Source organism: Neobacillus sp. plas4, assembly GCF_057221695.1.
On the sequence record NZ_CM170152.1, the window covers coordinates 1,589,864 to 1,612,677 of the forward strand.

Sequence of the window (22,814 nt, forward strand, 5' to 3'; positions counted from 1 at the left end):
GATTATGAAATTTGCCATTACATCCAAAGGAGATCAGAAATCGAATATCTTAATGCACAAGATGCGGACGTATTTACTTGATTTTGATCTTATTTATGATGAGGACCAACCAGATATTGTTGTATCCATCGGCGGTGACGGGACACTTCTATATGCTTTTCACCGATATAGCAGCCGCTTGGATAAAACTGCTTTTGTCGGAATCCATACCGGTCATTTAGGCTTTTATGCTGATTGGACCCCTGATGAGATTGAGAAATTAGTGATTGCAATAGCGAAAACCCCTTACCAAGTGGTGGAATATCCCTTAATTGAAGTGATTATTCGTTATCAACATGCTGGTAAGGAGTCACGATACCTTGCGTTGAACGAATCCACTGTTAAAAGTGTAGAAGGGACCTTGGTTATGGATGTCGAAATTCGTGGACAGCATTTTGAACGATTCCGAGGTGATGGCCTGTGTGTATCAACTCCATCCGGCAGCACTGCTTATAATAAAGCGCTTGGAGGAGCAATTATCCATCCATCTATTTCTGCTCTGCAGGTTGCTGAAATGGCGTCAATTAACAACCGTGTGTTTCGAACAGTCGGATCGCCGCTTATTCTGCCATCCCATCATAGTTGTATGTTAAAACCAGTCAATCATGTTGATTTCCAAGTGACTGTTGATCATCTTACTTTGCTTCATAAGGACGTAAAATCCATACAATTTAGGGTACCTGACGAAAAAATCCGCTTTGCACGTTTCCGTCCATTTCCTTTTTGGAAAAGAGTCCATGATTCATTTATTTCAGATTCCGACTAATCCTAATAGCTGGAGGAAACAACATGAATTCTCGTTTTCAACTTCAGTGGAAAATTAATCTATTACATGCTGGACAAACAATCAAGGAATTCTTGAAAGAAGAGGAAATATCTCGCATTGCCTTAACGGATATAAAATTCAGGGGCGGAAATATAGTGGTAAATAACAGGGAAGTGAATGTTCGTTATGTATTAAAAGAAGGAGAAACCTTAACGGTTATCTTTCCTCCAGAAAAGCCTAGTGAAGGAATAGCAGGGGAAAGAATTCCTTTGGAGATTCTTTACGAAGACCCATATTTACTCGTAGTAAACAAACCTGCAGGGATGAGTACCATTCCTTCGAGGGAACATCCGACTGGCAGCCTGGCAAATGCTTTGGTTGGGTACTATGAAGAAATTGGGATTATGGCAACTGCACATATCGTCACCCGTTTGGACCGTGATACGTCTGGGATTGTGTTAATTGCTAAACATCGTCATATCCATCATTTATTTAGCAAGCAGCAACAAAAAGGTAATGTTAAAAGAACCTATGAAGCTTTTGCTGAGGGCATTCTTACCCAAGAAATAGGTACAATAGAGAAACCGATTGGAAGAAAAAGTGATAGCATAATAGAGAGAGAAGTTCGAAGTGATGGGCAATATGCCCGTACTGATTACAAAGTACTAAAAACATATAAAGAATTTACACATGTTGAATTGCAGTTAAAAACTGGAAGGACCCACCAAATTCGCGTTCATATGTCCTTTATTGGTTACCCATTATTAGGAGATGACCTATATGGCGGCAGTCTCAATCTTATTGAACGCCAGGCACTTCATTGCAAAAAGATACAATTCTATCACCCGTTTACTCGTATGCAATTGAGTTTCACGGCAGAACTTCCATTAGATATGAATGAATTACGAAACATAGGCTGACTCACCAAAGTGTCAGCCTATATTGCGTAATTTGATGATTTCCTAGGAAATTTGTCGATGCAGTTTTAGGCTTATTTTCCCTTTTTCTAAGTAAAGTCTTTAAATTTTTCACCTATGTATGGCATAGTAGAAGCTACAGAAACGATTTCCATCTCAGGGTATCGGAGTGCAGTAAGCTTTCCGCCGAAAACCGCACCAGTATCAATATTATAGGTATTATTGATGATTCTAGGTTCCTTTACAGGAGTATGGCCGTAAACAATAATTGCTTTGCCGCGATATTTTTTTGCCCAATCCCTTCTGACGGGTGAACCATCAGGGTGTTTTTCACCGGTAATATCACCATATAAAACGAATGTCTTCATTTTAGAGTTTGTCTTCCCGATAAATTCTTCCTTTATTCCAGCATGTGCGATAACCAGTCTATTTTCGTCTAATACTACATGCAACGGTGACTTTTCATAAAGGTCGATAAATTTGTTTCGAATCGTTTGCTGCTCTTTTTTCGGTAATGATTTATATTCAGCAACGGTTGTTTCTAGTCCATGGGTTTCCTGAACCTTGTTCCCCATAAAGTAGCGATACAATTTATTGCAATGGTTTCCGGGTGTGTAAAAAGCCCTTTTTTGCTCCATTACCAGTCGCCATACTATATCAGCAACCTTTAGAGAAGATGGTCCGCGGTCAGTTAAATCACCTACAAATCCTAGCAGGCGATTATCTGGATGAACCGGAAGTCCGTCCTTCCATTCGTAACCGCATTCCTGTGTTAGAGCTTTAAATTCAGGCAAACAGCCATGTATATCACCGATAATATCAATTTTCATTGGAATCGTGCCCCCTTTCATTATATTTTTGCCCGAGTTTATGTTTTTATAAGAGAAACAAAGGAGGTTGATTTATGGAGCAGCATGCTTCTGTAATTTCTTTATTAGTAGTAGTAACAGTTGCCTTTGTAACGCCTATTTTATTACATCGGTTAAAATTAAATTTTATTCCAGTCGTGGTTGCGGAAATTATTATGGGGCTTGTGATTGGGAAAAGCGGCTTTAATGTCGTTCATGAAGATATGTGGTTATCCACGCTATCCACATTAGGATTTATCTTCTTAATGTTTTTAAGCGGACTAGAAATTGACTTTACGGCCTTTAGTGGAGGAAAGAAGAAAAATACACTTCCTAGTGGCAAAAAGGAACCGAACACCTTCTTGGTCTCAGCTATAATTTTTTTAGGAATATTTGTTTTTTCATTGGTATTATCTTATGTATTTGTATTTGCTGGCTTTATTGACAATGCCTTTTTAATGACCCTTATTATCTCAACCATTTCTCTAGGGGTGGTTGTACCAACATTAAAAGAAGCAAATCTGATGAAATCTAATATTGGTCAAATTATTTTATTAGTGGCGGTCATAGCGGATTTAGTCACGATGATCCTCTTGGCAGTCTTCGTATCTATATATGACCCAGGACAGGGGAATACTTGGCTGCTTCTCATTTTGTTTGCGGCAGGAGTTATCTTGTATTTTGTAGGAAAAGTGTTTAAGAATCGACCTTTAATGGAATCAATGTCAAGAGGAACGATACAAATCGGTACCCGTGCGGTATTTATGCTCATTATTGTTTTAGTCGGGCTTTCAGAAAGTGTAGGAGCTGAAAACATACTTGGAGCTTTCCTAGCTGGTGTACTTGTTTCTCTTCTATCACCAAATCAGGAACTGGTTCATAAACTGGATTCCTTTGGTTATGGTTTCTTAATTCCCATTTTTTTCGTGATGATTGGAGTGGAGTTAGATGTTTGGTCGCTATTTGCAGATAAAAAGCTGTTGTTATTAATACCGCTTTTATTATTGGGACTCCTTCTTTCAAAGCTTGTTCCGGTCTATTTATTAAAATTCTGGTATGATACGAAAACAGTTTTTGCTTCAGGTTTTTTGCTTACTTCTACACTATCGTTAGTCATTGCAGCGGCGACAATTGGAGAGCGTATGAAGGTGATTACTCCAGCAATGAGTGGAACACTTATTTTGGTAGCAGTCATCAGTTCGATATTTACGCCGATTGCCTTTAAGAAATTGTTTCCAAGAGAAGTGGCTGTTGAACGAAAACTTAGAATTGCCTTTTTAGGAGCAAACCAAGTAACACTCCCTGTTTCGAGGGAGCTAAAGTCAAGTTTATATGAACCTACCCTGTATCATACGAAAATAGATAAATCAGATAAACTGATTTCCAATTCATTATTTGATATTGTTGAAATTCCTGATTATAAGATGGAAACAATTGAGGAGAATAAGGTTTTTGAAGCAGATATACTCGTTATATCAACAGGTGATGATCAAAAAAATGCGGATTTATCTCTAAAAGCGAAAACAATGGACGTATCAAGGATCATTACGCGTATTGAAACTCCTGAAATAGAGCAAACCTTAAGGGAAAATGAAATTGAAGTTTTCTCGTCATTCATGTCTACAAAAACATTGCTTCGTGCTTTAATTGAAACTCCAAGTGTAATCAACATATTAACAAATCAAGACACCTCACTTTATGAAATAAAAATGCAGAATGAACAGTTTGATGGAATGACGTTAAGAAGATTCCCCTTTACAGGAGATGTTATCTTTGTAAGAATTTTCCGCGGAAAGGACTCCATTGTTCCTCATGGTGATACGGAACTCTTATTAAATGACCGTTTAATTGTTACTGGATCTAAAAAATATGTGGATGAGTTAAAAAGAGAATTTGAATTCTAATTAAAAAATCCAAGCTGTAAAGCAGATACTTTCAATTTTTTAAGAAATAGTGTAAAATTAGTACCAAGTACTAATAACTAATATAAAGTTTTAAATGGGAGGACTTTTTCTTTATGAATCTTTCTTTAAAAGGAAAAACATACGTGGTAATGGGTGTAGCAAATAAACGAAGTATTGCTTGGGGAATTGCTCGCTCCTTGCACAGTGCAGGTGCGCGTTTAATTTTTACTTATGCAGGGGAAAGGCTGGAAAGCAGTGTCCGTGAATTAGCGGAATCATTAGAAGCTGAAGAAACACTTGTACTTCCATGTGATGTAACGATTGACGAGGAAGTGGCTAAGTGCTTTGCTGAGATTAAAGAAACTGTTGGAACGATCCACGGTATTGCACACTGTATCGCATTTGCTAATAAAGAAGAATTAAGCGGAGAATACTTAAACACAACCAGAGAAGGCTTCTTGCTGGCCCACAATATTAGTTCTTACTCGTTAACGGCTGTAGCAAAAGAGGCCAGAGGATTGATGACAGAAGGCGGAAGTATCGTAACACTAACGTATTTAGGTGGAGAACGAGTCGTTCAGAATTATAATGTAATGGGAGTTGCAAAGGCTTCACTGGATGCAAGTGTTCGTTATTTGGCTGAAGACCTGGGTAAGGAAGGAATTCGTGTCAATTCAATCTCAGCTGGTCCTATAAGAACCTTGTCAGCAAAAGGTATCAGTGATTTTAATTTAATTACAAAATTGATTGAAGAAAAAGCTCCGTTACGTAGAGCCACAACGCCAGAAGAAGTCGGTGACACAGCACTATTTTTATTCAGCGACCTTTCTCGTGGAATCACGGGTGAAAATATTCACGTTGATTCCGGATTTCACATTAAATAATTGTAATGCCCGCTAATAATTGATTAGCGGGCTTTTTCTATGCCAAATTTTGTGAACGAGGATACCCAATTTGCATACATATAAAGTGTAGGGCTATGTAAATGGAGGTGAATTGGGTGGAGAAAAACACAAAAAAGGGACCGTTATTGTATGTATCTCAGACTTTTCTAAATACACCTGTAAAAAATAATCAGGAAATATTTACAAATAGACAGGAGGTCCAGCTGCCAATCGAAGAACCACAGCTAGAGGAGGAAAAAGAAAAGAAAGAGGTATTCGAGGTCTCACTGGCCAAGACTGATCTACCTAAAGTGTCTAAGAAAAAAGAAGTGAAAAAGGAGAATAAAGCTCAAACAAATCAAGAAAAACAACGAAATTTCAACCGAGTAAAAGGCTTTAAGGAAATGAACCTGATTGAACGTTTGGAATACCTGGCTAACTTCCCTAAGGCATTACCGCCTGTTCCATGCGTTTTTTATACGGAAGAAAAGAGTTACCAAGGTTATTTAGTAGAATACAACGAACAAGAAATAACCATTAGAATTCCAAATCAAACAACAGAAACCATACCAGTCAAAAATATAAAAGACATCATTTTGATTGGGATAAAAAGGTAATAAGTAAAACACATGCGCCCTCGGACCAAGCCAAAGTGCGGCTTTGTCCTGCGATGATTATTCGAAGGAGCTTTCCTTAGTGGTCAGCGGGGTATGGTCTTGAGCTGGACAGTAATCTAGGTCTAAAAACTTATCTTAACTATTAAAAAAAGCCAGCCGGATTATCGACTGGCTCATTTTATACCCAATTATTAATCGCATAGTCCAAGGTCTACATCAGCAATACACTGTATAGCACAGAAACAATTTAAATCAACCGTAATACAGTCATTGGTAGAACGAAATGCGTTAACCTGGCATACTCTTTCAAGGTTAATACAGCATACTTCGCCTCCGCCAACGAGGTCAACCGGCGTAAATCTACCATTGGCCCTGTTTCCTGGCTCTAAAACACGAAGTGTTGCACAGCAATTATCAAATACATCCTCAACGCGGAAGTAAATTGAAACGCATGCTCCGTTTGTTGGCATAAAGAACGCGTGGAAAGGTGATCCATCAGCGTTTTTTAATATAAAAACACGTGTATCAGCGCGATCTCTAGCCGGTGAAACCAATGTACCAAGTGGTTCCAAGAAACAACTTGGGCAATCTAGGCAATCATCATCTTGTACAGCATTATCCTGGATGTCTTTTATTGCACGAACGACATCGCATACACAGCCACTGGTGCTGCGCTCGTCACTATTTCGGCCACAACCCATTAATTACTCCTCCTATCTGTGATATATATCTTACATTACTAACATATTTCAACAGTACCTATTGGGTAACGGACAATCGCCTTTTTGAAGTAAATTAGGCGAAAATTTAAGGAAAGGACTAGAATTTAATGAATGTTGACCTTTTCGATTTTTTACTATTGGCCTTAGCCAGTTTCCGGCTGACCAGGCTATTTGTCTTTGATAAAATAACAGAGTTTATCCGTGCTCCATTCTTTGATGAAGTCAGGGAAGAAAATGAAGAGGGGACAATGGAAATATATTATGTTCCTAAAGAGACACCAATGAGAAAATTTATTGGGGAGCTTCTTAGCTGTTATTGGTGTACAGGAGTATGGATGTCTGTATTTGTCGTCGCAGGATACCTTTGGTTACCAATCATTTTTGTCCCTATAATTCTTATTCTTGCTGTAGCCGGTATAGCAGCAATATTGGAAACATTAATCCAGCTATGGTTATAGAAAATTTAGTGGAAATAGTCGTCCGCCTTAGACAAGGTTGTCAAGCTCTCATATCTTAGAAGTAGGAGAAAATTCTTTATGGGAGTGGTGATTCATGAACAGTCAGAATAAGAAAACCCAAGCTACGAAGCCTTCTCAAACGAATAAGCAAGGGCGGAAAAAAGGTTGCGGTTGTAATAAAAAAACTAAAAGATAATCGGGTAAACTGCCAGTGCATATTGGCAGTTTTTCTTTTTCAAAAAACAAGTAAAAAAATGTTAGTACCGTCTAGTCATAATTTAGCTTAAACTCGAAAAAACTAACCCATAGTGTAATTCCTATAATTTGAATAAGGGAAGGAAATAAAATGGTCTACATAATACGATTTATATTAATCACTAGCGTTCTCTTCGTGAGCTCCTGTAGTCAAGATCAAAAGCTTAAGGAAAGCAATATGGCTCTCATGAAAACGACCAATCCTAACCCAACTGTTACAGTGGATAATAACAGTGAGGACAACGTAAAAAAGATTAAGAAGGAAGTCAGCGATTATGATGAAATTTATGATGTGGCAGTAGTGAAGGGCAAAAAGGCAACACTTGTCGTTTATAAAGTAAAGCATATGCAGCGTTTCAACATGAAGAAAATCGAAAAGAACCTAACCAAATCACTGGAAGATAAATATCCAAAAGATGAATTTACTGTTTCGAGTGATTATAAGATATTTTTAGAAGCTACCCGGCTTATAGAAAGGAAGAAAAATGGAACCCTTTCCGATAAACAGGCTGAGAAAAGGCTAAACGAAATTGTTAAGATGACATCAGATATGAAGTGAGAAGGGATGACAATATATGGCGAGCAAGCAAAAAAACATGACGCCGCAGCAACAAAAATATCAACAACTCCAACAAAAGCATGAATTGAAAAGGCCAGTGCTAAAAAATTGCATAAAGGCCTTTTGGGTTGGCGGGTTAATATGTGTTGTAGGTCAAGCAATTAGTTATTTTTATATTTACTTTTTTGACTTTACTGAACAAAATGTCGGGAATCCGACCGTTGCGACAATGGTATTTTTATCGATGCTGCTAACTGGCTTCGGTATATATGACCGTCTTGGACAATTTGCAGGTGCAGGGAGTGCGGTGCCTGTCACCGGATTTGGTAATGCTGTGATTTCGGCTGCAATTGAGCACCGAACGGAAGGGTTTGTATTGGGTGTTGGCGGCAATATGTTTAAACTGGCCGGCTCAGTTATTCTTTTTGGAGTATTCTCTGCGTTTGTTGTTGCGCTAATTAAAACGTTACTGGGAATGTGGGGGGTTTTGTAATTGTTAAAAGGGCATCAATCTTGGGTCTTTCATAATCGGCCAATGATAGCAGCTACAGGTGTTTCCGGGGGGCCCTTTGAGGCTAATGGGAACTTAGCTGATGATTTTGATATCTTACATGAAGATTTATGGATGGGGATGGATTCATACGAAAAAGCACAACGGGTGCTGCTTGAGGAAGCCATTAAAACAACATTAGCAAAAGCCAAAATGGAGAAAGAACAAATTGAATTTTTATTTGCTGGAGACTTAATTAATCAAATCACTCCTACCAGCTTTGCTGCAAGAACCATGCAAATACCTTATTTTGGACTTTTTGGTGCATGCTCAACTTCAATGGAAGGGTTGGCATTAGCCTCTTTTGTCATCAACTACCAAGGCGCTAAAAATGTATTAACAGGTGCCTCCAGCCATAATGCTGCAACGGAAAAACAATTTCGTTATCCAACTGAGTATGGAGGGCAGAAGCCGCCAACAGCTCAATGGACGGTTACTGGTGCTGGGGTGGCACTTATTACAGAGAACACTCCTGAACAACAACTGCCTGTTACCACTTCTGCAACGATTGGAAAAGTTATGGACATGGGATTGTCGGATCCCTTTAATATGGGAGGTGCCATGGCACCGGCCGCTGCGGATACGATTATGGCACATTTTCGGGATATGGAATTAGATCCTTCCCACTATGATTTAATTATTACTGGTGACTTGGGTAGAATTGGACATGATACTGCCTTTGAATTACTTTGCAAAAGTGGGCTTAAATTAGATAGGAAGCAATTTCAAGATTGTGGCCTATTGATTTATAAAGAGGATCAGCCGGTTCAGGCTGGGGCAAGCGGCGCAGGCTGCTCAGCAACCGTTTTATATGGTCATTTATTGAATCAAATGAAAAAGGGAATGTATAGGAGAATATTAGTTGTTGCAACAGGTGCTTTGTTGTCGCCTCTTAGTTTTCAACAAAAGGAATCCATTCCATGTATTGCACATGCAGTAGCAATTGAAATGATGTAAGAGGGGAGGTAATTTCGTTGTTTGCAATGTTTTTTTGGGCATTTGTTGTTGGAGGAATCATTTGCGTTATTGGGCAGCTTTTATTTGATGTTGCTAAGCTTACACCTGGGCATACATTAAGCCTGCTTGTTGTAGCAGGTGCCATTTTAGATGGTTTCGGTCTGTATGAGCCGCTCATGAATTTTGCTGGGGCTGGAGCTACTATACCAATCACAAGCTTTGGTAATTCCTTGGTGCACGGGGCACTTCAGGACGCAGAGAAGCATGGGCTGATTGGTGTGTTAACAGGTATGTTTCAAGTAACCAGTTCAGGAATTTCAGCAGCTATTATTTTTGGATTTATCGGTGCGTTACTCTTTAAACCAAAGGGGTAAAAAGTTTTACACTTTTCACAGGTTGTCCTTAGGGGAGAGCCCGGTACACTTTGAAGCTATATCTCATATGTTATAAATGAGACTTACAAAGTGAGGTGACACTCTATGTTCTGTGGATATGGCGGCTATGGCGGCTATGGCTACGGTGGTGGATACGGCGGCGGTTCAACATTTGTTTTAATCGTTGTGTTATTCATTCTTTTAATCATCGTTGGTGCAAGCTTTTATTAAAAAACTGCACAAACTTGCAGTGGAAAAGAAAGGGTTTGGCCATTTCAGAGGCCAGCCTTTTCTTTTGACATTTGTTTCACATTTTTTTACTTCCTTCATACACTATGAGTAGTTTATGAGGGAGTGTGATATTTATCATGGATAATGGATTCTTTAAAAACGTCGAGAAGAAAACTGGCGTTAATATGAAAGATATTTTTGAATTAGCTAATTCCTTACAAAATGCAAATTTTAAAGATGAAAAAACCGTTCGAAATGTTATTCGTCGTGTGTCGCAAATTGCGAATAAGCCAGTGAATCAAGAAATGGAAGATAAAATTGTTCAATCCATCATTAACGATGGTAAACAACTAGATTTCAATACCATATCTAAGATGATCAATAAGAAATAAGCAAAGTGGTAGCATAGGTCCTTAAGCTACACATTAATAAAAATGGCCAGTTCCCTTAATGGAAACTGGCCATAGATCTATTACCTTTTCTTCTTTTTCAGTAATGGTGTTATAAAACGGGTGGGATGAGCCTTTTTGCCTCTTCGATTCTGAGGAACAGAGATATGGAGCCATTGCTTAGCCCGGGTCATCGCTACATAGAAAAGCCGTCTTTCTTCTTCAAGTGCTGTAAAATCACCATTCCTACTGCTATCCAATGCATAATCATGCGGGAGGCTGCCATCAACCGATCCAATGATATACACGTTTTTGTATTCTAAGCCTTTAGCCCGGTGAATGGTACTAAGGCTAATTGCTTCTGTAAAGTGCTTGCTTAAATTTTTAATTTCTTTATTCATCGCTGACATATGTTCTGCATGTGACAATAAAGCTTGAATGTTATCAAAGCTTTTAGCCGCCACCTTTAAATCCTTTAAATCATCAGAGCCTTTCTCCTGCTTATTCGATTCATTACCTCTCTTTTTCAAAAAGTCAAGGAAACCTAGTTCCTTTTCAATGATTTCAATTGACTTAAGAGGAGAAGTAAATTTCAAAGATCGAATCAATTGTACAGCTTGTTTTAGTTTTTTTTCCTGAAATGAATGCTTTGTTTTTACATGCGAAAGCGCCTCTAGATAAGTACAATCGTTAAGTATGCTTTCAGCCTTTAAGTCTTTTAGGACTGTCTGCTTTAAAAAAAGAATAGGCAAAATATCAGATATTGCCTGATGTTCATCCTCATTTAAGCTTAATTTTAGAAAAGATAGAACGCTTTTTACAATTCGACGTCCGTAAAAAGCTTCTGAATCCAAATCAATTTTAAAAGGCAGATTCGAACTTGCTAAGCGTTCGAATACAGCACGTGAACCTGCATTAGTCCGGAATAAAATCGCAAAATCAGATGGGGCTGCACCTTGCAAAATTTTCTCTTGAATGTCCGTTACAATCATCGTTGCTTCCTCTTCCTCATCAAAGGGGAAGAAGAGAAGGGGGGGTATTGCCGATTCAAATTGTGCCTTCATTTTCTTGATTCTTCTAATTTTATTTTTCGAAATCATTTCATTGGCAGCAGAGATAATTTCATGAGATGACCGATAATTTTGTTCAAGTGTCACCATCTTTGCATAGGGAAAGTCCTTTTCAAAATCCAGCAGATAACTTGGGTCACTACCTCGAAAGGAATAGATAGACTGATCGTCATCCCCTACAGCACAGACATTTTTGTGCTTGCCTGATAACAGCTTTATCAGTTCATACTGAACTTTATTGATGTCCTGAAATTCATCAATTAGAAAATAGTGAAACCGGTTTTGATATAATTCGAGAAGAGCTGGGGTGGAACTCAGAAGCTGATAGCAGCCGATCAGCATATCATCAAAATCAAACAGACCTTCTTTTGCTTTATATTCCTCGTATTTTTTATAGAGGAAGGCAACTTTTTCTTCCCAATCGGATGTCGGTTTTACATTCTGTGGAAAAAGTAACGAGTTCTTCCAAAAACCAATTTGCTGAAGCGCTAAATCATAGGCAAATTCTTTCTCAGACAAATCAAGTTCCTTTCCTGCTTCCTTCAAAATCTTATCCCGCTGCCAATCCTTTTTCAAAAGACGTTCCGAAGACCAATTACTCCCTTCGTGGAACATTAGAATTCGGTAAAAAATACTATGGAAGGTACCTGTCACCAACTGATTTATTTGATCCTTCCTAATACCGGGATACGAAAGTAAACGATTTTTCATTTCTCCGGCCGCTTTAGAAGTAAAGGTAACAAGCATTATGGTGCGCGGATCGATATTTTTTACATATAGCATATAGGCAGTTCTTGCAGTTAAGACTCTTGTCTTGCCGCTCCCAGCACCGGCCAGGACTAATAAGGAACCTTCTGTTTCAATCACAGCAGCTGCCTGATTGTCATCAAGAACTACTCCATTGGAAGCCAGCTGGAGTAAATAGGAGTCATTTTTTAGTAGGAAAGCGTTATTCGTTTTATTAAAGGGTATCGTGCATTCTATCCTTTTCGCAGGTTGGAATAAACCGGTACTTTTGGTTGTTTCAATAATCGTTCTTCCTTGGGGAATACGAAATCCATTCCGCTCGACGATAATCGGTTCACGTTCTTCTATAACTGGTTCCGGACATGCCCTCTCCGGGGATTTTATATGATAAAAATGAGGTTGTTCCTGTATTCCCAGAAACAAACGTACTTTTTCAAGGCAAACAGGACAAGTTAAGTCACCATTTTTTCCTTGTAAATAGATTCGTTGATATTGTTCTCTGGATACCTGTTCAAGAACAATCCTTTGATTATGATTCATAGCAGTTTTCATTTTTTAGCCTCTTTTTTCTGAAATACGACAAATTCCATCATATCAAAACTGAATTAAATCGAAAAGGCCTTGAACTTTGAAAGAATATAAAAAGCACTTGCCGTGTAAGAGGCAAGTGCATGTAATTATATTTTTTTTATCATGGTTCTATGGGGAATTCCTGCATCTAAAAATTCCTCCGAAACAACCTCATACCCAAGATGAGCATAAAATGGGATAGCATGTGTTTGAGCATTTAGCTTCAATTTATGCAGCCCCTGTTTTAGAGCATAAGCCTCAATTTCATTCATCATTGCTTTTCCAGAACCAGTGTTTCTTGCTTCTTTTACCACACAAATTCTTTCTACTTTTCCATACTCATCAACAATACGGAACCGGCCTGCAGCAATCGGAGAATCTTCCGAGTAGGCTACAAAATGGGCAGCTTCATTCTCTAACTCATCAATCTCTTCTTCAGCAGGGACATTTTGCTCTTCAATAAAAACAGTTCTTCTAACAGAAAAAGCATCTTCTAGTTCTTTATCATTTTCTACAACTTTTACATTCACAATTCATTATTCCTTTCCAAGGCGAAATGTTTCGTATACCGTCCAAGAACCATTATCTAATTGGTATAGCAAATGGAAGCGGTCAATTGTTTCTACATGGTCGAATCTTTTCATCCGTAATGATCCATAAACATCTGAATGTTCGTCATTGGACAGTTTTTGACCAATCGTAATATGTGGAACAAAGGCATACTCTAAATTCTGCTCACTAAATTCTTGATTGATTTCATGGTGCAATTTACTTAGCTCTTCAGTCGGTTCTACTTTGAAGTAAATAACATTATTTACTGGTTGGAATGAGCTAATTTTTACTGTTTTTAATGGAAAGGCATTGGTTTTACCGGCAATTTGCCTTAATTTATCTGCGATCGTTACAACTTCTTCTTCTGTTGCTTCAAAGGCATTTTTTAACGTTAAATGCGGAGTTATGAGTGAATAATGCGGGTCATAGCGCTTACGATATGAGTTGGCTAAATCTTGCAGCTTTTTTGATGGAAATAGTACAACCCCAAATTTCATATGATAAACCTCCATTAAAAAGAAATTTTTCAGCGATTAGATAGGTGCTGCTCTAAGAACTTCTTGTTATTATAGCAAATTTTCAAAAAATATGAAATGACAGTTAAAACATCATCTTTAGTGCCCTTTTTAAATCCGGCTGCCAATAGGTCCAGGTATGATTGCCATCGAACTCTTCATAGAAATATGTAATGGACTTGTTTTTTATGATAGAAGAGAGCTTCCGATTTGGAGTTAAAAAGTTACTTGTCTTGCCATTTGTCATTTGAACTTCTGTTTCTTGATTTCCAACGATATGATATATTTCTAAAAGCTCAGTTTCTGTGAAGTTTTCGACTAAACCAAGTACCTGCTCATCAACAAATGGTGATTGCAGAATTACTTTTCCAAACGTATGAGGGTAGTTAAGAGCTGTCATTAATGATACGGTTGCTCCTAGAGAGTCCCCGATCAGAGCTCTGGTGGAACCCATGTTGTAGGTTGGAAACTCATTATCTAGGAAAGCTGCTAATTCATGTGCTAGAAAGCGAATGTATGCCGGATTCTGTTCACCTGCGGGATGGTATTTCCTGCGGCGATCCACTACATCTTTATAGGATATCCCAACAATAATTAATTTTTCAATTTCGCGCTCAAAAAGGTACTCATCTGCTAATCGTCCAATTCTGCCAAGTTGAAAATAATCTCTGCCATCTTGGGCAATCAACAGGGAGTATTTAAATAATGGTGAGAAATTTGCAGGCAAATAGATAAGAAGAAGGATTTCTTCCCCAAGTTCAACGCTTTTCATTGTCAGTTCTTTTATTGTGCCTTTTAGTATCTCCATGTGACCATTCCCCCAATGTTCGATATACAACAGCATTTTATCATAACAATGGAGGAAATGCTCAATAGGGAAGAAGGATGGTAGGTGTGAATTTAATGGAGGAAATGATTATTTGAACGAGTATTTGGCATAATGGATAAGATATTTTCCCGGCGAAAGGTACGAATTTGTTTTCGAAGCAGACAATAAGCTCGAATGTAATCATCATTGATTTCTTTCACAAGTAATTGGCGCTGTGAAATTTGCTGATCTTCCGATAGATAAATCATCTCTAACGGCATATGTTCTTCTATAGAACGTAATAAAAGCCCATCCATGCCTATCCCGCCTTTCTTAATCATATAGTATTATTATATCCGAACATTTGTTCTTTATTCAATTATTTTCAGAATAGGTGTTCTAATAAATAACTATTGACTTTTTTCGCGTTTTTACTATAATTATATTTGTAGCTTAATTCGACTTGTTAGCTCAGTGGGAGAGCACTTCCTTGACAGGGAAGGGGTCGTGGGTTCGAATCCCTCACAGGTCATCAAACAAAGCCTTGGTAACGTTGAGTTATCAAGGCTTTATCTATTGTTATAGATTCATTTTTTAATTAGTACAGATGAATTGGTGGCAGATTATTTCTTACTATACTGGTCCTATAACTTCTCCTGTTTTCTTTGGTTGAAACAAGTGATCAAATTTATTTGCTGCTGCCTCATCAGCACTATCCAGTGCATGCTCGTACAAGTCCATGGTTATGCCGATTTTTGATTGGCCAAGCCTAGCGCTAATCGTTTTCATATGCACGCCTTCGTTTATTAAAAGGGTTGCCGATGTATGTCTAAGTTCATGGAAGGTAATTTGCGGTAGCCCATATTTTTTTAATCGCTTCCTCCACCACGAAGAAATTGACGATGGATACATTGGTTCGCCATCGCAAGTAGTAAATAGCAAAAAACGTTCTTTACCATTCCATTTATCTCCCAAACTTAATTTTTCCTTGTTCTTATGTAATTTATACTGCCGTAATTGTTCTGTCACACTTGGTGCCAATGATATTGTCCGAATTGAATTTTTTGTTTTTGGCTCCTTGAAAATGTAGCCTTTTCCTTTCGTATAAGTAAGTGATTGCTGTATGTAAATTTTACCTCTTTCTAAATCCACATGGTCCCATTCTAGTGCTAAAATCTTACCCCTACGCATCCCGGTAGTAATGGCTATGGTTATAATCATTTGCCATTTTGGATCTTCATGTACAATATGGTTCATAAGGGTACTAACCTGTACCTCGGTATAAACTTTAGCTTTTTTTGATTCTACCTTTGGTTTTTTTATGCTGGCAACTGGATTCTCTTTTATTACCTTCCAATCAACCACTCTACTAAAAGTGTTTTTCAAAATTCTATGGTAAAACTGAATTGTTGCAGATGATAAATGGCTTGTTTTTCCATCAGACCTCATCCCATCCTGGCTTAATATTTCTAAAAAATTTAAAATTTGCATGGTGTTTATTTGGTCCATACGTTTGTGCCCAAAAGTAGGTAAAATTCGTCGTGCACCTCAGTTCTCAAAACGTTAATTATTGGCGTTTTAAAGACTTTCAACCGATTTGGTTGAGGTCTTTTTTTGCTCTAAAATAGCCAATGATTAGGAAATGCTTCTTCTATTCACACCTTCAACGTAAAATAGGCTGTTAAATCAGTGGCAACAACCTAAAAAAATCATATTTTGTTGAAGAGAGTACTCGTGGTACTTTAAAGTTTGGGTTACTCAAAACTGGCAAATTACCTTCGTTTCCACTCTCTTGGCAGGTGCAACCTGTTAAATAAATACAAAGGGGAGGAAAAATGCATGAATGGGTTACAATCATTAGGGATGGATCATTACCAAGTTGGTGAATTAATGCCTATAGATTCTTACAGCCAAGATATGCGTATATTTGGTCGTTGCGGGGGATGCGGTTTCCGTTGCGGAGGATGCGGTTTCCGTTGTGGAGGCTTCCGTTGTGGAGGCTGTGGAGGCTGTGGCGGTTGCGGCGGTTGCGGCGGCTGCTTCGGTTTTAGCTGTTTCGGTTTAGGTTTCGGTTTGGGTTTTGGCTGTTTTGGCTTCGGTTTTATTTAGTCGTTTTGGAATCTCAGAAAAAAATACGTTATTTTATAAAAAGGAAGTGCCCCCTGCATGGATATGTGCCGCAGGAGGCACTTCTTTTTTGGGGGAACTATCAGAAATAATATGATTACTCTGCTGACCACTAAGGAAAGCTCCTTTGAATAATCATCGCAAGACCAAGCTGCACTCTGGCTTGGTCCGAGGGCGCTTCCGCTTTTAAATTCATAATGGACAAATAAATGAACATATAATGATAGTGCATAATTAGGATAGCTTTGAATGAAGGAGGAGCTGAATGACAAAACTTACCTCGTCCACACGTTTGAAGGTCAAAAGGGATTCATTTTATCTGCCAGATCCAAAGGGTGGTGTGTATTTTCGAAATAACGTAAGTTCATTCCGAATGGAAGGAAATACAATCTATCAATGGATTGAAAAATTAATGCCGCTGTTTAACGGAGAGCATTCATTGGGAGATATAACAGAGGGATTAACGGAGCAGTATCGCAACAGGGTATATGAGCTTGGAGAAACGTTGTACAAGAGTGGCTTTGTTCGAGATGTTAGCCAAGATAAGACACATGAATTAAACCCAAAAGTCCTAGAAAAGTATGCTTCACAAATTGAATTTATCGAGAATTTTGTAGATTCTGGTGCGTACCGTTTTCAAGAATACCGTCAAACGAAAGTCCTGGCTATCGGTTCTGGAGCCTTTATGGTTTCATTGGCTGCCGCATTACTTGAATCGGGACTTCCCAAATTCCATTTCATGTTGACTGATTCAGTACCATCAAATCAATTGCGGATAAATGAGTTAGTGCGTAATGCCTACTATGCTGATGCTGACGTGGAGGTTGAGCAGGTACGATTTGAAAAAAGGGAGGGAAGGAGTTTTTGGCAAGAAGCTTTGCGTCCGTATGATTGGATTCTATATGTCACACCGGATGGAAATGTAAATGAACTTAGGGATCTGAATATGGTTTGTAAAGAGCAAAAGAAAACATTTTTTCCTGCCATATGTTTAGAACAAGTAGGGCTTGCTGGTCCATTGGTTCATCCGGAATCAGAGGGATGCTGGGAGTCAGCATGGCGCCGAATCCATCAATCTTCATTGCAATTAGATCGGCAGCCCCAATCTTTCTCTACAACTGCCGGAGCCATTCTGGCCAATGTCACCGTATTCGAATATTTTAAGAAGGCTACAGGAATTGCAGAGTCAAATCAGAGTAACCAAATTTACAAACTTGATCTTGAAACGCTTGAAGGGGACTGGATTTCATTCATCACACATCCATTGGTTTCCAATAAAGCTGCCCCTTCTGAACTGGTGGAAGATCTTGATGCAAGGATAAAGCAAGAAAAGAGTAAAAACGAACCTTCGAGTAACCTCTTGGAATATTTCAGTCTATTAACTTCGGAAGAAACAGGAATTTTCCATACCTGGGAGGAGCGAAATTTGACACAGCTTCCTCTTTCGCAATGTTATGTTCAGGCGGCTAATCCAGTGTCAGAGGGGCCAGCAGACTTACTGCCAGAGGTTGTCTGTTCGGGTTTTACACATGAGGAGGCAAAGAGGGAAGCGGGACTGACTGGTATTGAAATGTATGTTTTACAAATGTTCAAGGAATGTAGTGATCTAAAAGATAAGGCTGGTGAAAACATAGCAGGGGATTTGATCGGCATTGGTGCGGGTGAAACAATCGAAGAGGCAGTTTGTCGCAGCTTGCAAGCCTATTTAGAGAAAGAATTGAGAAATAAAAAGGACGATCCATTGAATCCTGTTTTTCGCGTACAATTGGGACAAATTGAAGATCAACGTTGCAGATTTTATTTAAATGCCCTGACTACTTTAAATGGTACACCGACCATCGGTTTAGAAAGTGAAATACTAGGCTTCCCCGTAATTTGGGTAAAGTCGCAGGGACGTCGCTACACTTGTATAGGTTTAAATACAACGATGGCTTTACGGAATGCATTACAACAAGTGCTTATGGATGAACAAAATCAGGTGCATGCAACCGAAAGAATATCGGAGTCAGCTGTTTTTTTGAAAGAAAAGGAATTTAAACTTGACGTCCCTTCTTGTGAAGAAATAACACAATTGGAGCTATTACAATCTTCCATTCAGGTTTTGAACCAAAACAGCAAACGTCTAATCGTTTATGATCTTGCGTTTGAACCTCTTTTAAAACAGGAATTAGCAGGGGTCTATGGTGTGCAGGTTCGAGAGGAGGAATCCTAATGGCCGCCCATATTCTCATTGACGGAGAGGGGTTATTAGCGGATTATGTTTTTGATCAATTGTCCGGCAATTATCTCGTTAGGCGTCAAAGCCTATTAGAAGAGGTACCCGCAGAAACAGAATTAGCTCTGGTGCTGCACGATGCCTGGAATCCAGCCATTCATCAAAAAGCAGAAGAAAAATACAGGAACACTGGGATTCCGTGGCTTCGAGGTTTCGTTTCGTTTGGAGAGGGAATCATTGGTCCTTTAGTTCGCCCCGATACACCGGGATGTTCATTCTGCGCTGACATCCGGCGCATGATAGCTGGATCCGATCGGAAAGAAATGTGGCAGCTACAGCTAAAGATGGCAGCAGGAGTAGATATCATGCAAGATGCATGGACATCAAGAACAGGACTATCACAAATGGCAGCTTTGATATGTAAGGAAGTGCAGAGGGTTCTTAAAGGAGAACCCTGCAATTTAGAAGAAAGAGTGTTCATTACTAACTTAAGAACGTTAACTAATTTTATTCACTATTTCTTGCCTAATTCTTCCTGCCCAATTTGCAGTCCAATACCTGAAGATACACCAGAATTAGCTCAAATTAGGTTAGAATCTAGTCCTAAATTTAATGGCAGTGGTTATCGCAGCCGTTCGATGGATGAATTTAAAACAGTACTGGTCAAAGACTATCTGGATTACCGTACAGGTATCATGAATGGAAAAATGCAGGATATCACCCTGCCATTTGCTGATGTTTATGTAAACATGCCTTTATTTGAAGCGGACGAGGGAGTCGCTGGCCGATCTAATTCTTATGAAATGAGTGAGCTGACTGCCATTTTAGAGGGGTTGGAACGATATTGCGGAATCGAGCCTCGAGGCAAAAGACCGGTAGTTCGGGATAGTTATCATAATTTAAAGCAAAATGCACTAAACCCTGAAAGAGTAGGTTTGCATGAAAAGGAACAATATACAAAGCCTCAGTTTCCCTTTAAACCGTTTGATCCTGACACTCCAATGAATTGGGTCTGGGGCTATTCGTTTTTACAAGAACGTTCTGTATTGGTTCCGCAGTTACTCGCCTATTACAGTTTGGGGCATGGGGAGGGCTTTGTTTATGAAACCTCCAATGGATGTGCATTAGGGGGTAGTTTAGAAGAAGCCATTTTTCATGCCATTATGGAGGTTGTCGAGCGAGATTCTTTCTTGTTAACCTGGTATGCAAAACTTCCCCTTCCACGTCTTGACCTTAGTTCGGCTAACGATAAAGAATTACAGCTGATGGTCGATCGTATGCGTGAGGTGGCGGGATATGACCTTCATTTTTTCAATTCGACGATGGAGCATGGAATTCCAAGTGTGTGGGCAGTAGCAAAAAACAGAAGATCCAAAGGGGTAAACCTCATTTGTGCAGCCGGAGCTAACCCTGATCCTTTAAGGGCTGTAAAAAGCGCAATTTACGAGCTTGCGGGAATGATGGTGCATGACAAAAAACTGGAGGCAAACGAGCAGAAATATCAACATATGTTACAGAATCCGTACGAAGTACGTACCATGGAGGACCATGGTATGCTCTACGGGCTGCGGGAAGCAGAGGAACGGCTGAATTTTTTACTGGATGATCAACGTCCATTACGTACATTTGCAGAAGAATTTAAGGAGACGCCTGCAACTACTGATTTGAAGGAGGATCTTCAGGATATTCTTCAGAGGTTTCACCGGTTAGATCTGGAGGTCATTGTGGTGGATCAAACGACATCGATAACCAAACGGAATGGATTATTCTGTGTGAAGGTATTGATCCCTGGTATGTTACCGATGACATTCGGACATCACCTAACCCGTGTAAAAGGGCTGGAGAGGGTCCTTAAAGTGCCAATGAAACTTGGATTTATGGAACAGCCGTTATCGTATGAACAGCTTAATTCAGATCCCCACCCATTCCCATAATTGAAAAGGAGGAGGTATTAAATTGGAACTTGAAACATTTGTACATCATCTTCACTTTGATACGGAAAAAGTTGCCCCTCCAGATTGGCAAGTGGATTGGGAGGATGCGCCACTTCCCTATAAACTGTACCGGGGCTTGCCAGAGATTCCGCTGAGCGCAGATGTACCTTTAACACTCAGCGGACGGGAAGCTAAGGCTGGACCCAGCAGGGAGGAGCTAGGACATTTCTTATGGTATGTATACGGCCTTACTCACTACTCGCAAATCGCTTTAATCGAGGACACCGAGGAAAAAGGTGCTGTGAGCTATGCCCAGTTATTACGCAGATTTGTACCCTCTGGCGGGGCGTTATATCCCAATGAAATATATGTGTATGTGAAGCTGAAGGACACACCAATGGGAATTTACCATTATGATGCGGCTCACCATCGCCTCCTCTTGCTGCGAGAAGGAAATTACGATTCATACTTATCAAGAAGTCTTGGAAATAGCTGTGATCTTTCTGACTGTTTCTGTACTGTTTTTGTCTCGACGCTATTTTGGAAAAATTTCTATAAATACAATAATTTTTCCTACAGGCTCCAAGGGTTAGATGCAGGTGTGTTAATTGGGCAATCTTTAGAAGTGGCCAAACGAATAGGGTTTTCTTCGCGGGTATGCTACCAATTTCTTGATAGGACTATTAATCATTTGCTTGGGCTGTCTGATCAGGATGAAAGTGTATATGCCGTAATTCCTTTATCTGTTAATCAAAATGTCAATAGTGCAGGCAACAATCATAATCAAATGGAAATTGTTTCTGCCGCTGAATTGTGCCGGGAAGTGCCGCTGTTGGAGCATACCTCCTATAACCGTTCAAAGAGGGTAATAGATTATCCAAGCTTGAGAAAATTTAATGAAGCATCCATGTTTGAAACAACAGAGTCGTTTGTGAAGATAAAGAAAGATAGTAGTGTGAAAGTTTCCTTAGATTCGGAAATGATCCTGCTTCCCTTTGCAGAGCGATTTTCATACGATCTTGCATCCGTTTGCAGAGAGCGGCATTCTCCAGATATCGATTTTATGATGGGTCAAGTCCGTCAAACGCAGTTATCCATTTTGTTAAAAGAGACCTTTTCCTTCTCGTATCAGAATGACCTTGATGGTACACAAGGGAATGTGGAGAGTCCTGTTTCTTTATATGGTAGTTTTTACAACGTGGAAGGAGTTCCAAATGGTGCCTATTCTTATGACAATGCCACTCATGCACTTCGAAGAATAACTCAGGGAGATTTTCGAGAGTTTTTACAAAATGGATTAACAATGCCCAATGTAAATCTGTTTCAAGTTCCGCTAGTACTGCATATTGTTGGAGACAGGGAACATCTCAAAAAGGAATTGGGATATAGAGGATACCGCATTCAACAAATGGAAGCGGGCATACTCTTGCAACGATTGCTCTTGGTATCGTGTGCTTTAGGAATGGGAGGGCACCCGCTATTAGGATTTGATGCGAACCGATGTGATGGACTTTATGGGATCAATTCGAAAGGAAAAACAAGCCTAATCCAAATCCCGGTCGGTCCATACCGTCCCCGCGCCTGGTTAAAAGGGAGTTTGATTAGCTAGGAAAAACAAGTGTGCACTAATAAAACCCGCATTCATCATGCGGGTTTATTAGTTTTTCTCATTGATTTGAATTTATTATTTCTTGTACTTTACGGGACACTAGCGGGTAAAAATTATTTATTGAACTAGTTGTTGTATTGCCTCCAAAAAATCCAGTACCGGGGCAGGTTTTAACATTATAGTCAGGACCGTTATCT

General features: G+C 39.3%; 24 protein-coding genes and 1 tRNA gene. 17 read left to right on the top strand and 8 right to left on the bottom strand.

Going from position 1 to position 22,814, the window contains the following annotated elements:
- Positions 1-4 precede the first annotated feature (4 nt).
- Both AC2TFD_RS07950 and AC2TFD_RS07955 read left to right on the top strand, forming a co-directional pair.
- Positions 5-805: an NAD kinase gene (locus AC2TFD_RS07950; RefSeq protein WP_335515906.1), complete on the top strand. Its 801-nt coding sequence runs from the start codon at positions 5-7 to the stop codon at positions 803-805.
- A gap of 23 nt (positions 806-828) precedes the next feature.
- Positions 829-1,725, top strand: a complete 897-nt coding sequence (locus AC2TFD_RS07955) for an RluA family pseudouridine synthase (protein WP_335515908.1) — start codon at positions 829-831, stop codon at positions 1,723-1,725.
- An 86-nt stretch (positions 1,726-1,811) separates the two neighbouring features.
- Here AC2TFD_RS07955 and prpE read toward each other — a convergent pair whose 3' ends face one another.
- Positions 1,812-2,552: a bis(5'-nucleosyl)-tetraphosphatase PrpE gene (prpE, locus tag AC2TFD_RS07960; RefSeq protein WP_335515910.1), complete on the bottom strand. Its 741-nt coding sequence runs from the start codon at positions 2,550-2,552 to the stop codon at positions 1,812-1,814.
- 74 nt (positions 2,553-2,626) lie between these two features.
- On the opposite strand from prpE, the gene AC2TFD_RS07965 reads away from it, so the two are divergent.
- The 3 genes from AC2TFD_RS07965 to AC2TFD_RS07975 all read left to right on the top strand — a co-directional run bounded on the left by AC2TFD_RS07965 (position 2,627) and on the right by AC2TFD_RS07975 (position 5,975).
- Positions 2,627-4,474, top strand: coding sequence for a monovalent cation:proton antiporter family protein (locus tag AC2TFD_RS07965; protein WP_484675392.1), 1,848 nt, complete (start codon positions 2,627-2,629; stop codon positions 4,472-4,474).
- A gap of 113 nt (positions 4,475-4,587) precedes the next feature.
- On the top strand, positions 4,588-5,358 hold the full coding sequence (gene fabI / locus AC2TFD_RS07970) for an enoyl-ACP reductase FabI (protein ID WP_484675393.1): 771 nt from the start codon (positions 4,588-4,590) through the stop codon (positions 5,356-5,358).
- A 116-nt stretch (positions 5,359-5,474) separates the two neighbouring features.
- Entirely contained in the window at positions 5,475-5,975 is a 501-nt protein-coding gene (locus tag AC2TFD_RS07975) for a CotO family spore coat protein (protein WP_335515919.1), read from the top strand.
- A gap of 191 nt (positions 5,976-6,166) precedes the next feature.
- Here the strand turns inward: AC2TFD_RS07975 and AC2TFD_RS07980 are convergent, their stop codons facing one another.
- Positions 6,167-6,676 carry a CotY/CotZ family spore coat protein gene (locus AC2TFD_RS07980; RefSeq protein WP_335515924.1) on the bottom strand — a complete coding sequence of 170 codons (510 nt, stop codon included), beginning with the start codon at positions 6,674-6,676 and terminating at the stop codon, positions 6,167-6,169.
- Positions 6,677-6,804: 128 nt separating this feature from the next.
- Here AC2TFD_RS07980 and AC2TFD_RS07985 point away from each other — a divergent pair, with 128 nt between their 5' ends.
- The 7 genes from AC2TFD_RS07985 to spoVIF all read left to right on the top strand — a co-directional run bounded on the left by AC2TFD_RS07985 (position 6,805) and on the right by spoVIF (position 10,473).
- The gene (locus tag AC2TFD_RS07985; RefSeq protein WP_335515926.1) at positions 6,805-7,155 is read left to right on the top strand and encodes a DUF1360 domain-containing protein; all 351 of its coding nucleotides are present in this window, start codon (positions 6,805-6,807) and stop codon (positions 7,153-7,155) included.
- A 346-nt stretch (positions 7,156-7,501) separates the two neighbouring features.
- Positions 7,502-7,969, top strand: a complete 468-nt coding sequence (locus AC2TFD_RS07990; protein ID WP_484675394.1) for a sporulation protein — start codon at positions 7,502-7,504, stop codon at positions 7,967-7,969.
- Positions 7,970-7,985: 16 nt separating this feature from the next.
- Complete coding sequence (gene spoVAC / locus AC2TFD_RS07995; protein ID WP_335515932.1) at positions 7,986-8,462, top strand: stage V sporulation protein AC; 477 nt, start codon at positions 7,986-7,988, stop codon at positions 8,460-8,462.
- Positions 8,463-9,476, top strand: coding sequence for a stage V sporulation protein AD (gene spoVAD, locus AC2TFD_RS08000; protein ID WP_335515935.1), 1,014 nt, complete (start codon positions 8,463-8,465; stop codon positions 9,474-9,476).
- A 17-nt stretch (positions 9,477-9,493) separates the two neighbouring features.
- Entirely contained in the window at positions 9,494-9,850 is a 357-nt protein-coding gene (spoVAE, locus tag AC2TFD_RS08005) for a stage V sporulation protein AE (protein WP_335515938.1), read from the top strand.
- A 105-nt stretch (positions 9,851-9,955) separates the two neighbouring features.
- Positions 9,956-10,081: a YjcZ family sporulation protein gene (locus AC2TFD_RS08010; protein ID WP_335515941.1), complete on the top strand. Its 126-nt coding sequence runs from the start codon at positions 9,956-9,958 to the stop codon at positions 10,079-10,081.
- Between the two features lie 137 nt (positions 10,082-10,218).
- Positions 10,219-10,473, top strand: coding sequence for a sporulation-specific transcription regulator SpoVIF (gene spoVIF / locus AC2TFD_RS08015; RefSeq protein WP_335515944.1), 255 nt, complete (start codon positions 10,219-10,221; stop codon positions 10,471-10,473).
- 80 nt (positions 10,474-10,553) lie between these two features.
- Here the strand turns inward: spoVIF and AC2TFD_RS08020 are convergent, their stop codons facing one another.
- The 5 genes from AC2TFD_RS08020 to AC2TFD_RS08040 all read right to left on the bottom strand — a co-directional run bounded on the left by AC2TFD_RS08020 (position 10,554) and on the right by AC2TFD_RS08040 (position 15,049).
- Entirely contained in the window at positions 10,554-12,839 is a 2,286-nt protein-coding gene (locus tag AC2TFD_RS08020) for a UvrD-helicase domain-containing protein (RefSeq protein ID WP_484675395.1), read from the bottom strand.
- A gap of 125 nt (positions 12,840-12,964) precedes the next feature.
- Complete coding sequence (locus AC2TFD_RS08025; RefSeq protein ID WP_484675396.1) at positions 12,965-13,387, bottom strand: GNAT family N-acetyltransferase; 423 nt, start codon at positions 13,385-13,387, stop codon at positions 12,965-12,967.
- Between the two features lie 6 nt (positions 13,388-13,393).
- Positions 13,394-13,906 carry a YjcG family protein gene (locus AC2TFD_RS08030; protein WP_484675397.1) on the bottom strand — a complete coding sequence of 171 codons (513 nt, stop codon included), beginning with the start codon at positions 13,904-13,906 and terminating at the stop codon, positions 13,394-13,396.
- A 103-nt stretch (positions 13,907-14,009) separates the two neighbouring features.
- On the bottom strand, positions 14,010-14,732 hold the full coding sequence (locus AC2TFD_RS08035; RefSeq protein WP_484675398.1) for an alpha/beta hydrolase: 723 nt from the start codon (positions 14,730-14,732) through the stop codon (positions 14,010-14,012).
- A gap of 92 nt (positions 14,733-14,824) precedes the next feature.
- On the bottom strand, positions 14,825-15,049 hold the full coding sequence (locus AC2TFD_RS08040; RefSeq protein ID WP_484675399.1) for a WYL domain-containing protein: 225 nt from the start codon (positions 15,047-15,049) through the stop codon (positions 14,825-14,827).
- A 143-nt stretch (positions 15,050-15,192) separates the two neighbouring features.
- Between AC2TFD_RS08040 and AC2TFD_RS08045 the strand changes: the two genes are divergently transcribed.
- Positions 15,193-15,264 (top strand) — tRNA-Val (locus AC2TFD_RS08045).
- A gap of 101 nt (positions 15,265-15,365) precedes the next feature.
- Here AC2TFD_RS08045 and AC2TFD_RS08050 read toward each other — a convergent pair.
- Entirely contained in the window at positions 15,366-16,241 is an 876-nt protein-coding gene (locus AC2TFD_RS08050; protein ID WP_484675400.1) for a tyrosine-type recombinase/integrase, read from the bottom strand.
- Between the two features lie 330 nt (positions 16,242-16,571).
- Between AC2TFD_RS08050 and AC2TFD_RS08055 the strand changes: the two genes are divergently transcribed.
- From AC2TFD_RS08055 to AC2TFD_RS08070, 4 genes are all read left to right on the top strand, one after another.
- Positions 16,572-16,841 carry a heterocycloanthracin/sonorensin family bacteriocin gene (locus AC2TFD_RS08055; protein WP_335515962.1) on the top strand — a complete coding sequence of 90 codons (270 nt, stop codon included), beginning with the start codon at positions 16,572-16,574 and terminating at the stop codon, positions 16,839-16,841.
- Positions 16,842-17,124: 283 nt separating this feature from the next.
- On the top strand, positions 17,125-19,071 hold the full coding sequence (locus AC2TFD_RS08060) for a putative thiazole-containing bacteriocin maturation protein (RefSeq protein WP_484675401.1): 1,947 nt from the start codon (positions 17,125-17,127) through the stop codon (positions 19,069-19,071).
- Entirely contained in the window at positions 19,071-21,008 is a 1,938-nt protein-coding gene (locus tag AC2TFD_RS08065) for a TOMM precursor leader peptide-binding protein (protein ID WP_484675402.1), read from the top strand. Before AC2TFD_RS08060 ends, AC2TFD_RS08065 begins: the two co-directional genes overlap by 1 nt.
- A 22-nt stretch (positions 21,009-21,030) precedes the next feature.
- On the top strand, positions 21,031-22,617 hold the full coding sequence (locus AC2TFD_RS08070) for a SagB/ThcOx family dehydrogenase (protein ID WP_484675403.1): 1,587 nt from the start codon (positions 21,031-21,033) through the stop codon (positions 22,615-22,617).
- Positions 22,618-22,814 lie beyond the last annotated feature (197 nt).